This window comes from Vreelandella stevensii S18214 (assembly GCF_000275725.1).
Classification (GTDB): Bacteria; Pseudomonadota; Gammaproteobacteria; order Pseudomonadales; family Halomonadaceae; genus Vreelandella; species Vreelandella stevensii.
In genome coordinates this window covers 21,237-33,015 of record NZ_AJTS01000042.1, presented here as the reverse complement: position 1 = coordinate 33,015, position 11,779 = coordinate 21,237, and the positions used below count along the sequence as shown (strand labels likewise).

At 60.7% G+C, this 11,779-nt stretch carries 10 protein-coding genes, 1 rRNA gene and 1 pseudogene; 4 read left to right on the top strand and 8 right to left on the bottom strand.

Translation table 11 applies throughout. The features are described from left to right. Positions 1–52: 52 nt before the first annotated feature. Positions 53–1,585, bottom strand: a 16S ribosomal RNA gene (locus HSS18214_RS0112585). Between the two features lie 587 nt (positions 1,586–2,172). Here HSS18214_RS0112585 and HSS18214_RS0112580 point away from each other — a divergent pair. After that, positions 2,173–3,198: an aspartate carbamoyltransferase gene (locus HSS18214_RS0112580; protein ID WP_016915646.1), complete on the top strand. Its 1,026-nt coding sequence runs from the start codon at positions 2,173–2,175 to the stop codon at positions 3,196–3,198. Between the two features lie 27 nt (positions 3,199–3,225). Here the strand turns inward: HSS18214_RS0112580 and ruvX are convergent, their stop codons facing one another. The 7 genes from ruvX to HSS18214_RS0112545 form a co-directional block, all read right to left on the bottom strand. Then, complete coding sequence (gene ruvX / locus HSS18214_RS0112575) at positions 3,226–3,681, bottom strand: Holliday junction resolvase RuvX (protein WP_016915645.1); 456 nt, start codon at positions 3,679–3,681, stop codon at positions 3,226–3,228. Positions 3,682–3,699: 18 nt separating this feature from the next. After that, positions 3,700–4,257 carry a YqgE/AlgH family protein gene (locus HSS18214_RS0112570; protein WP_026001922.1) on the bottom strand — a complete coding sequence of 186 codons (558 nt, stop codon included), beginning with the start codon at positions 4,255–4,257 and terminating at the stop codon, positions 3,700–3,702. A 40-nt stretch (positions 4,258–4,297) separates the two neighbouring features. Then, complete coding sequence (gene gshB / locus HSS18214_RS0112565; RefSeq protein ID WP_026001921.1) at positions 4,298–5,263, bottom strand: glutathione synthase; 966 nt, start codon at positions 5,261–5,263, stop codon at positions 4,298–4,300. Positions 5,264–5,332: 69 nt separating this feature from the next. Next, on the bottom strand, positions 5,333–6,037 hold the full coding sequence (locus HSS18214_RS0112560; RefSeq protein ID WP_016915642.1) for a CvfB family protein: 705 nt from the start codon (positions 6,035–6,037) through the stop codon (positions 5,333–5,335). A 138-nt stretch (positions 6,038–6,175) separates the two neighbouring features. Next, positions 6,176–6,943: a 16S rRNA (uracil(1498)-N(3))-methyltransferase gene (locus HSS18214_RS0112555; RefSeq protein ID WP_016915641.1), complete on the bottom strand. Its 768-nt coding sequence runs from the start codon at positions 6,941–6,943 to the stop codon at positions 6,176–6,178. Between the two features lie 3 nt (positions 6,944–6,946). Then, positions 6,947–7,456 carry a protein-export chaperone SecB gene (gene secB, locus HSS18214_RS0112550; RefSeq protein WP_016915640.1) on the bottom strand — a complete coding sequence of 170 codons (510 nt, stop codon included), beginning with the start codon at positions 7,454–7,456 and terminating at the stop codon, positions 6,947–6,949. Positions 7,457–7,517: 61 nt separating this feature from the next. Then, the gene (locus HSS18214_RS0112545; RefSeq protein ID WP_016915639.1) at positions 7,518–7,940 is read right to left on the bottom strand and encodes a rhodanese-like domain-containing protein; all 423 of its coding nucleotides are present in this window, start codon (positions 7,938–7,940) and stop codon (positions 7,518–7,520) included. Between the two features lie 252 nt (positions 7,941–8,192). On the opposite strand from HSS18214_RS0112545, the gene gpmI reads away from it, so the two are divergent. The 3 genes and pseudogenes from gpmI to HSS18214_RS18245 all read left to right on the top strand — a co-directional run. Continuing rightward, positions 8,193–9,755, top strand: coding sequence for a 2,3-bisphosphoglycerate-independent phosphoglycerate mutase (gene gpmI, locus HSS18214_RS0112540; protein WP_016915638.1), 1,563 nt, complete (start codon positions 8,193–8,195; stop codon positions 9,753–9,755). After that, entirely contained in the window at positions 9,755–10,891 is a 1,137-nt protein-coding gene (locus tag HSS18214_RS0112535) for a murein hydrolase activator EnvC family protein (protein WP_016915637.1), read from the top strand. The genes gpmI and HSS18214_RS0112535 overlap by 1 nt, the downstream gene beginning before the upstream one ends. A 99-nt stretch (positions 10,892–10,990) precedes the next feature. After that, positions 10,991–11,548 (top strand): annotated as a pseudogene (locus HSS18214_RS18245) (S41 family peptidase); the annotation flags it as partial. Positions 11,549–11,779: the final 231 nt, after the last annotated feature.

The following is an 11,779-nucleotide window of genomic DNA, read 5'->3' as shown; positions in this document are numbered from 1 at the left end:
TTCTGATCAGGTAATTCATTGTGAGCGCTTGCCGCGAGGGGAAGACATCGTTTAAGGAGGTGATCCAGCCGCAGGTTCCCCTACGGCTACCTTGTTACGACTTCACCCCAGTCATGAACCACACCGTGGTGATCGCCCTCTTGCGTTAGGCTAACCACTTCTGGTGCAGTCCACTCCCATGGTGTGACGGGCGGTGTGTACAAGGCCCGGGAACGTATTCACCGTGGCATTCTGATCCACGATTACTAGCGATTCCGACTTCACGGAGTCGAGTTGCAGACTCCGATCCGGACTGAGATCGGCTTTTCGGGATTGGCTCACTCTCGCGAGTTGGCAACCCTTTGTACCGACCATTGTAGCACGTGTGTAGCCCTACTCGTAAGGGCCATGATGACTTGACGTCGTCCCCACCTTCCTCCGGTTTGTCACCGGCAGTCTCCTTAGAGTTCCCGCCTTTACGCGCTGGCAAATAAGGACAAGGGTTGCGCTCGTTACGGGACTTAACCCAACATTTCACAACACGAGCTGACGACAGCCATGCAGCACCTGTCTCTGCGTTCCCGAAGGCACCAAGTGATCTCTCACAAGTTCGCAGGATGTCAAGAGTAGGTAAGGTTCTTCGCGTTGCATCGAATTAAACCACATGCTCCACCGCTTGTGCGGGCCCCCGTCAATTCATTTGAGTTTTAACCTTGCGGCCGTACTCCCCAGGCGGTCGACTTATCGCGTTAACTTCGCCACAAAGTGCGCTAGGCACCCAACGGCTGGTCGACATCGTTTACGGCGTGGACTACCAGGGTATCTAATCCTGTTTGCTACCCACGCTTTCGCACCTCAGTGTCAGTGTCAGTCCAGAAGGCCGCCTTCGCCACTGGTATTCCTCCCGATCTCTACGCATTTCACCGCTACACCGGGAATTCTACCTTCCTCTCCTGCACTCTAGCTTGACAGTTCCGGATGCCGTTCCCAGGTTGAGCCCGGGGCTTTCACAACCGGCTTATCAAGCCACCTACGCGCGCTTTACGCCCAGTAATTCCGATTAACGCTCGCACCCTCCGTATTACCGCGGCTGCTGGCACGGAGTTAGCCGGTGCTTCTTCTGTGAGTGATGTCTTTCCTGATGGGTATTAACCACCAGGCGTTCTTCCTCACTGAAAGTGCTTTACAACCCGAGGGCCTTCTTCACACACGCGGCATGGCTGGATCAGGGTTCCCCCCATTGTCCAATATTCCCCACTGCTGCCTCCCGTAGGAGTTCGGGCCGTGTCTCAGTCCCGATGTGGCTGATCATCCTCTCAGACCAGCTACGGATCGTCGCCTTGGTGAGCCTTTACCTCACCAACCAGCTAATCCGACATAGGCTCATCCGATAGCGGGAGCCGGAGCCCCCTTTCTCCCGTAGGACGTATGCGGTATTAGCCTGGGTTTCCCCAGGTTATCCCCCACTATCGGGCAGATTCCTATGCATTACTCACCCGTCCGCCGCTCGTCAGCGGGGTGCAAGCACCCCCTGTTACCGCTCGACTTGCATGTGTTAGGCCTGCCGCCAGCGTTCAATCTGAGCCATGATCAAACTCTTCAGTTTAAGATCAATGCGATCCTTACTCGCCATCTCAGGACTAGCCGAAGACAACAAAAGCGGATCAAACTTGGCTCAAGGTTCAAACGAATTCACTGCGATACTCCGAAGAGTATCTTGGTGTTCGCTTGCCTTGATATTAGGTGATGATTCACCCTCATCGGCAAGCGCCCACATGAATTACCTGATCAAATTGTTAAAGAGCGATTTCGCTGTGGCTGGCTCGGTGACCTGAACCGTGTTGCCTCAGCGAGGAAGGCGTATTCTACGCATTCCGTGGTGTTTGTCAAGGGCTGTTTTCAGCGAGTAAAGCGAGCGATCAATCCAACCAACAGATGACGCTAACTTCCTGACAAACCGAAGGTTTTTCGACCTTCTTCACCGCTGGCAACGCTTGGCGTCCCCGGCAGCGGATGCGTACTTTACGGATTCGCTGCCGGGTTGGCAAGGGGTATTTACCAAATAGTCAAAAAAAGTCGCCCACGCGATCACACAACCCGTGGAAAGCACTTCGGCGCTTACTGTTTGGCGGTTACACTTGGCACTCCGCAACATTCGCCACATCTATTGCACCTACGGATATGAGGTCTTCGATGAGCCAGCACTTGTTAACCGTCGATTCATTAAATCGCGAAAGCGTTGATCACCTGTTACGGGTGGCCGCACGCATGGAGCCGATTGCCAGTCGCCGTCAGGTCACGCGAGTGCTGGAAGGTGCGGTACTGGGCAACCTGTTCTTCGAAGCCAGTACGCGGACGCGGGTGAGTTTCAATGCAGCTTTCTGCCGTCTGGGAGGCAGTGTCTGTGACACCACGGGCTTTACCTTCTCGTCCATGGCCAAGGGCGAATCCTTGTACGACACCAGCAGGGTAATGAGCGGCTACTGTGATGCCATCGTCATGCGCCACCCGGATCAAGGGTCGGTTGCCGAGTTTGCCGCCGCAACGCATGTGCCGGTCATCAACGGTGGTGATGGTCCAGGCGAGCACCCAAGCCAGGCGCTGCTGGACCTTTATACCATCGACAAGGAGTTCCAGCGGTTGGGCAAGCGCCTGAGTGGTGCCCACATTCTACTGACCGGGGATTTGAAATACGGGCGCACGGTGCATTCGCTGATCAAGCTGCTATCGCTTTATGATCCGCTGCGGATAACGCTGGTCTCCCCACCCGGCTTGGAAATGCCGTCTTATCTGGTGGATCTGGTGGCATCGCGGGGCCATCGGATCGAGCAGCGCGACTCCCTGGCCAGCGACTTCTCGGATCTGGACGTCGTCTATACGACGCGCATCCAGAAGGAGCGCTTCACGGATGAAATGAACGAGAGCTTCCAGGGGCTTTCCGATGACTTCATGGTCAATCGCGATTTTCTGGATCACCGCTGCAGCCAAAGCACGATCGTGATGCACCCGCTACCGCGCGATAGCCGTCCAGGCGCCAATGATTTGAACGTCGATTTGAATGGCGATCCGCGCCTGGCGATCTTCCGCCAGACAGATAACGGCATCCCCATGCGGATGGCCATTTTTGCCACGCTCTTGAAAGTGGACGAGCTGATCGAGCAGGACATGCGGCCAGTACGCTGGTTCGTACCGCCGCAAATTGGCACGCTGGACCGCTGATGAGCAGACGGCTGAGCAGCTAAACGCTCAGTGCGCGGTTCGCCCACCGGGAAGGCCTTCTCGGTGGGCGAACCAGCCTTCCAGAATCAGCACGGCAGCGATGCCGTCCACGCTCTGCTGACGATAGTTGCCGCGATGTCCCGATGCGTGGGCGATCTGCTTGGCTTCACGGGTAGAGCCACGCTCATCGACCATTTCGCACGGCTTGCCATAACGCCCATGCAGGCGGTTGCCAAACTTGCGCGCACGGGTACTCATGGGCGATTCGCTACCATCCATGTTCAACGGTAGCCCGACCACGAACAGGTCGGGCTGCCACTCCTGAACCAGACGAGACACCACGTTCCAGTCAGGAATGCCATCCCGTGCAGGGAGAGGCGTCAGCTCGCGGGCGCTGTTGAGCAGCTCATTGCCTACCGCCACACCGATGCGCCGCGTTCCATAATCGAATGCCAGAATCAGGCGCTCCCCACTGTCGGCCATCGCGTTACTGCCCCTTCGTCATGCGTGACCGGCGTCACGGGTCATCAGGTTGAGATCGACGCCCAGCAGGCCAGCGGCAGCGGCCAGGCGCTCGGCGGGCGGGGTGTCGAACAGCACGCGAGCCTGACCTTCCACCGTTAACCAGGCGTTGTCCTTGAGCTCATCCTCCAGTTGTCCCACTTCCCAGCCCGCGCACCCCAGGCACACGAGAAAGTGCTCCGGCCCCCTGCCATCCGCCAGCGCCTGAAGAATATCCATGGAGGTGGTGAGGGCAATGCCATCTTCTACCTGGACGCTGGAATCCCACGCCTGGCTATCCCCTTCGTGAAGGATAAAGCCACGGTCTTTATGGGTGGGGCCACCGTAATAGACAGGCGCATTGCGGTGCGGGCTCTCATCGCCCCCCAAGGAGAGCTGTTCGAACAGCGCATCCAGCGTGATCTCCAGGGGGCGGTTGGTAATCACCCCCATGCAACCATTGTGGTCATGGTCACACAAGTACACCAGGCTGCCCGCAAAGTTGGGGTCGTCCAGATGCGGCATGGCCATTAAAAAATGGTGTTTTAAGCTTTGCATGCGTCTCCTATGGCTTGCCGCTGAATCAGCAAGTCGGGCGTTATTGGGCGGAAGCAAGGCGACGCTCGATGGCGTCCAGCAGCATGCCGGCGATGTCGGTGCCGCGCTGATCGTCGATTTCCCGCACGCAGGTGGGGCTGGTCACGTTGATCTCGGTGATGTAGTCACCGATGACATCCAGACCCACGAACATCAGCCCTTTCTCACGGATCAGCGGCTGTACCTGCTGGATCAGCCAGTGATCACGCTCGGTCAGCTCGCGACTCACGCCACGCCCACCGGCGGCCAGGTTGCCGCGGGTCTCTCCCGCCGAGGGGATGCGCGCCAGCCCGAAGGGCACAGGCTCGCCATCGACCAGCAGAATACGGGTATCGCCGTGTTTGATTTCCGGCAGGTAGCGCTGCGCCATGATCTGACGCTGACCGCGCAGCGTCAGCTGCTCGATGACGGCGCCTATGTTGCGGCCATCAGGGCCGATATGAAAAATGCCCGTGCCCCCCATACCGTCGAGTGGCTTGAAGATCACGTCGCCATGCTCGGCGTGGAAGGCACGCAGCACGTCATCACGGCTGGCCACGACCGTTGGCGCGCAGCACTGAGGAAACTGCTGGGCAAAGAGCTTCTCGTTACACTGCAGCAAGGCGGCGGTGGGGTTCACCACCAGCACTCCCTCGCGCTCGGCAAAGCCCAGCAGGTGCACCGCATTAATGAACTCGGCATCTACCGGCGGGTCCTTGCGCATCAGCACGACGTCCAGTTCTGCCAGTGGCCGCTGAGCTGCTTCGCCAAGGTCGTACCAATGTGCAGGATCACGATGCACGGTCAATGGACGCATGCGTGCGTAGGCCTGCCCTGCGTTCAAGAACAGATCGTCCTGCTCCATGTAGTGCAAGGTATAGCCGCGCTCCTGGGCAGCCCACAGCATCGCCAGGGTGGTGTCTTTCTTGTAGGCGATGTCACTGATCGGGTCCATCACGACACCGAGATGCAACGTTGAGTGGCTCATCGAAATACCGTCCATGCAGAAACAATCATTATTCAGTATGCCGTACTGCAGGCACGGCTCCAACCGCGGCTATTTGTCTGCGGTTTCGGAGAGCGCGCCCGGCACCAGGCGAATGGCATCAGGGGTCAGGGTGATCAGCTGTTGCTTGTAAAGCCGCCCAATCGCTTGTTTGTAGGCGCTCTTGCTCACCCCCAGGCGCGCCTTGATGGCGTGGGCATCGCTTTTATCGCCCAGCGGCAAGTAGCCGCCGCTTTCGCGCAGCGCTTGCAGTATCTTGTCACCCACCACATCGAGGCGAGCCGCCCCCGGCGGCAGCAGCGAGATATCGACTCGGCCATCCTCGCGACGCTGTTTTACATAGCCTTTCAGCGTCTGCCCTCGGCGCAGCGGCTGGGTCATGTCGTCCTGATAGATCAATCCCCAATAACGGTGCTCGACCACCACTTTCATGCCCAGGTCCGTGCGATCGGCCACCACTACCGTGACCTCATCCCCCTGCGACAGCGCCCAGGCGTCGTCGCTCAGAAAGCGGTCCAATCGCATGGATGCCACGGGACGCCCCTGGTCATCGCTATACAGCATGACCAGTACGCGCTTGCCGGGATCCGGGCGAAAACGCTGTTCGCTATAGGGCAGCAGCACGTCCTTGGGCTGGCCCCAACGCAGAAAGGCGCCCGTACTGTTCACTGCCGTCACGGTCAAGTAAGCGACTTCTCCCAGCTGGGCAGTCGCATCGCTGGCAGAACGGGGAGAGGCATGGGACTCACGGGCCATGGAGGTGTCCTTGCGAAGGGTTGAGAATCGGTAGCGTACCTTGCTAACGCTAGCCAAAGCGAGGCCGTATTCGGCCTGTCAGCCTGCTATACAAAAGCCGCCACCGCAGAGAGCGCGGCAGCGGCTGACAGTAAGCGCTTACAAATCGCCGAAATGATGCTGCAGGAGGGTCAGCGCGACGACCGGTGCGGTTTCCGTACGCAGCACACGAGGCCCTAATGTCAGCGGCGTAAAGCCGCTGGCGGTGGCCGCAGCGATATCGGTCTCGCTGAGCCCTCCTTCGGGGCCAATCAGCAACGCTGCCGAAGCGGGCCGAGACGACTGTGCAAAGCCATTGCCCGTGGCCAGATGAAGCATCAGGCGCAGCGGCTCTTGCCGTTCGGCCAGCCACTCCTCCAGCCCCTGCGGCGGGTATACGGGAGGCACCACTGCACGCCCACTTTGCTCGCAGGCGCTGGCAGCCACCGCCTGCCAATGGGCCAGCTTCTTCTCTTCTCGGTCGCCTTTCAGGCGAACATCCCCCCGCTCGGTATAGAGTGGGGTGATGGCAGCGACGCCCAGCTCCACGGCTTTTTGAATGGCATAGTCCATGCGATCTCCCTTGGAAATCGCCTGGCCCAGATGCACCGCTAGCGGAGACTCCGCGCTGCCTGGCCATACCGACTCGACGGTTGCGGTGGTCTGTTTTCGCCCCACCTCCGCCAGCCGAACGCCTGCCTCCTGGCCCGCCCCGTCGAACAGGATCAGTGCCGCACCCTCCCCCATGCGCAGCACGCGGGTAACGTGCCTGGCAGGGCCTTCCGGCAGCGTGACGGTTGCCCCGACACGCAGCTCGGTGGGCACATGAAGGCGCGGCATCTTGCCGTGCGTGGCGAGCCAGTGTGCTGCCGAATGCGCTTCGAGCATGGCTTAGTGGGTGTTCTCGGCAGCCTGGCTTGCCTGCTGCGCTTCACGCTGCTTGCGCTGGGCGTACATGGCTTCGAAGTTGACCGGCGCCAGCATCAGCGCAGGGAAGCCGCCACGGTTGACCAGGTTGTCGATACACTCACGGGCGTAAGGAAACAGCAGGTTAGGACAGAAGGCGCCTAACGTCTGCTCCAGCTGCGCACCTTCGATGCCGGAAATACGGAACAGGCCAGCCTGCTCGACTTCAGCCAGGAACGACGTGGTGCCGGACTCGCTGTCATTCACCTGGGCGGTGACCTTGACCACGACTTCGTACTGGTCGTCAGCCACTTTCTGGCTGGTAGTGTTCAGATCCAGATTGACCTTGGGCTTGAACGCCTGCTTGAACACGGAAGGAGAGTTCGGCGCTTCGAAGGAAATGTCTTTCACGTAAATACGCTGCAAAGAGAATTTCAGCTGCGGCTTTTCGCCTTCAGCGGCACCGGCCTGCGGGGTGTTGTTATCTTCCGCCATGGGAGACTCCTCGTTATTCATTCAATAAAAAAGCGTGCGGCCCAGAGGCCGCTTTCGTCGTTTACTTCTTCACTACGGGAAGGCCATCGGCCTGCCACTGCATCATGCCACCACGCAACTTCGTGGCCCGCTCGAAGCCCGCCTTGACCAGCTTGGCTTGTGCGGCACCCGAGCTTTGGCCATGCTTGCACACCACGATGATCGGCTGGCTTTTGACTTTCTCCAGCTCGTTCATGCGGCTATCGAGGCTGCTCTGGGGAATGTTGCGTGCACCGGCGATATGCCCCGCCTTGAAGTCTTTGCTTTCACGAATGTCCACTACCACCGCATCTTCGCGGTTGATGAGCTGGGTGGCCTGGCTAGAGGACACGGCATTCGAGGCAGCGCTACGCGTTTCGTAGACAATCCACGCCGTGAGCACCAGCAAAAATGCCCCCACCAACAGGGGGTGGTTCATTACGAATTCGAACAGCTGATCGATCATCGCGAACACAATCTCTTGGTCTATGCAGAAAAAAGCGGCCTGGCCGCCATCAGAAACGCGACAAGTATACACGTCACAGGGCATACCGCGCAGGCCATGACGCCCAGCGGCTGCCTGCGTTATGATGCCCCAAGCACGCGCCCGCCGCGACCCTGTTTCTCAGGTACTGTCTGAAAACTGGCTGAATGGCCATTGCCAGCGTTTCAAACAGCTCTTTTCGTTGCTTGGCTGACCCATATAACGAGGTTTCTCATGGCATCATCTGCACCCCGCCCCGTCGCCCTGATCATCCTGGACGGCTATGGCCACAACCCCGATAGCGCACATAACGCCGTGGCTGCCGCCCATACCCCGAACATGGATGCTCTGTGGGCCAAACGCCCCCACGCCTTCGTACACACCGATGGCCGCCATGTGGGGCTGCCCGATGGGCAGATGGGCAACTCCGAAGTCGGCCATATGAACCTGGGTGCCGGGCGTATCGTTTACCAAGACTTCACGCGCATCACCAAAGCCATTGAAGATGGCGACCTGGATACCAACGAGGTGCTCACCAAGCCCATCGACGCAGCAGTCGCCAATGGCCGTGCCGTGCATCTGCTGGGCCTGCTCTCTCCAGGCGGTGTCCACAGCCACGAAGACCACTTTATCGCCATGGCCGAGCTGGCGGCACGGCGCGGCGCTCAGCGAATCTACGTGCACGCCTTCCTGGATGGCCGCGACATGCCCCCGCAAAGCGCGCTGGCCTCCATCGAGCGCGCCAATGCCCGGCTTGCCGAACTGGTCGGTGCCGACAACGGCTTCGTGGCCTCCCTCATTGGCCGCTTCTTCGCCATGGACAGAGACAACCGCTGGGAGCGGGTCGAGCAGGCCTACCGCCTGCTCACCGAGGGTCATGCCGAGCATACCGCCACCAGCGCTGAAAGCGGCCTGCGGGATGCCTACGCGCGTGGTGAAACCGACGAGTTCGTGGCGGCCACCAGCGTTCCCGTCAACGGTAGCGCCATGACGTTACAAGATGGCGACGCGGCGATCTTTCTGAACTTCCGCTCTGACCGGGCCCGGGAACTGACCCGCGCCTTCACCGATGCAGATTTTTCCGGTTTCCAGCGCCAGACCCGGCCTGCCCTGGCGGGTGACGGCCTGGTGATGATGACCCAGTACGCCGCCGACATTGCCGCTCCGGCGGCGTTCCCCCCCACCGACCTCACCGATACGCTGGGCGAAGTGGTGTCCAAGCGCGGCCTGACCCAGCTGCGTATCGCCGAAACCGAGAAGTACCCTCATGTGACGTTCTTTTTCTCGGGGGGTAACGAAGCCGAGTATGACGGCGAAGAGCGTATCCTGGTGCCGTCGCCTCGTGATGTGAAAACCTACGACGAAAAGCCGGAAATGAGCGCGTTCGACATCACCGACAAGCTGGTGGACGCCATCGACAGCGGCCGCTTCGACCTGATGGTGTGCAACTACGCCAACGGCGACATGGTCGGTCACACGGGGGATTTTGCCGCCGCCGTCAAGGCCATTGAAACCGTCGACACCTGCGTTGGGCGGGTCGTGGAGGCCATCGAGCGGGCCGGTGGCGCCTGCCTGATCACCGCCGACCACGGCAATGCCGAACAGATGGTGCACCCGGTGACCGGCGAGCCGCAAACCGCTCACACCACCTTTGTGGTACCGCTGATCTACGTCGGTGAGTGCGAGGCTCAGCTGTCGGACGGCCGTCTGTGCGATTTGGCACCCACGCTGCTGGCGATGATGCATCAGCCACAGCCAGACGCGATGACGGGCCAGTCACTGCTGCGCTTCGCCTAATGCCATCGTGGCAACGGCTGCCCTTGCTGGCGCTGCTGATGCTGGGCACGCCCGCTGCCGTCGCGCAGGATGAGCGTGCCGCCCAGCAGCAGCTGGATGCACTGGGCCAGCAAATCGATGCCATGACCCAGCAGTTGGGCGTGACGGACCAGGCCCGTGACAGCGCCCAACAGGCCCTGCGTGCCGTCGAGACGGAGCTGGCCCAAACGCACCAGCGTCTGGACCAGCTGCAGGGGGAACGCCGCCAACTGAACGAAGAGAGCGAGCAACTGCGCCAGCACCGTGAGCGGCTCGAGCAGGAAAGAGCGGCGCAATACGCAGCGCTGGGCCAGCAACTGGCGGCCCTCTACCGGCTGGGGCCCACCCCTCAGCTAAAGCTGCTGTTGAACCAGAGCAATCCCGCCGAGCTGGACCGTATGCAGGCCTACCTGAACCGCTTGACGCAGGCGCGGCAACGTCGCCTGGGCGACATTGCCCGTCTGGATACCGCGCTGGTGGATACCGAGCAGGCGCTGGCCGAGCGCCAGACCCGGCTGGATGCCCTGGCGGACGAACTGGAAGCGCAAAGCGCGCTGCTGGCCCGCCGTACCGAGGAACGGCGCAGCGTCGTGACCACGCTGGATGATCGTTACGAGAGCGAAGCCGACCGTCTGGCCGACCTCAGCCAGAGCCGCGAGCAGGCCGAACAGCAGCTACGCGCCATCCAGGCCGAGCTTGCCCGACTGGCCGAGCCGACGCCCTCCACCAACATCACCCGCACCCAGGGCGACCTGCCCTGGCCAGTACAGGGCGCCATCACGGCCAGCTTCCAGCGCCGTCAGGGCGTGCATTACAACGGTATCGTGATTCAAGCGGGCGCCGGCACGGCGGTCACGGCCGTCCACTCTGGGCGCGTGGTCTTTGCGGACTGGATGCGGGGGTTTGGCAACCTGATGATCATCGATCATGGTGATCAGATCATGACCCTGTATGCCCACCTTCAGCAGTTCGATGCACGCCCGGGCCAGCAAGTAAACCGGGGCGACCGCATCGGCCGAGTGGGCAACAGCGGAGGGCAGCCTTCGTCCGCGCTCTATTTCGAAGTGCGGCGAGGTGGCGCCCCCATTAACCCGCAACGTTGGATTGCACGACGTTGACGGGATAAGCTGATAGCAGCGGCACCCTTGAAGGTGTCGCGCCGACCGTCTAACCCATGCGGCGCCCAGCGGCGCTGCCTTTCGCCTAGCGGAGTACGCATGACGCTATCTGTAACCGAGGTATCGGCCCCTGCCAAGCGTTTCTTGGCGACCCTGCTTCCGCTCGCGCTGCTGGCAGCTCCCTTACCCTTGGCGGCTCAAACGGCCAATAGCGTCGCCGACGACCTTCCGCTGGAAGAGATCCAGACCTTCGCCGAGGTGTTCGAACGCATCAAACGGGCCTATGTCGAGGAAGTGGATGATCGTACGCTGCTGCGCAATGCCATGCGCGGCATGCTCAGCGAGCTGGACCCTCACTCGGCCTACCTGGATGCCAACGAGTACCAGAGCCTTCGCGAGTCCACCCAGGGCGAGTTCGGCGGCATCGGCATCGAAGTCGGCACCGAGAATGGTCAACTCATGGTGATCACTCCCATCGACGATACACCGGCCTCCCGCGCGGGCCTGCTGTCGCGGGACATCATCATCGCCATCGATGGCACACCCACCGATAACCTCTCCTTGCAGGAAGCCGTCAACCTGATGCGGGGCGAGCCGGGCAGCCAGCTGCGGCTGTCCATTCTGCGCGCGGGCGAAGATAGCCCACGAGACCTTACCCCGCCTTATTCACGAGGGCGCTGATTGAGCGGTCTGAAGGTACTGGCTGTTGGCATTGCTCATCAGGATTCGCCTTTTCAGCGCGAGTGGCTGTTGAGTAATGCCTGAACGCAGCCCTTTTCCTACTTACTTATAGCTCTTTGGAATCAATGGTGGCCGTCCAAGCAGCCGTGATCGCCGACCGCCGCTCCGGTCGCTCGCTTTCTGATGCTGTGGTGGTCTCGCAGGAGC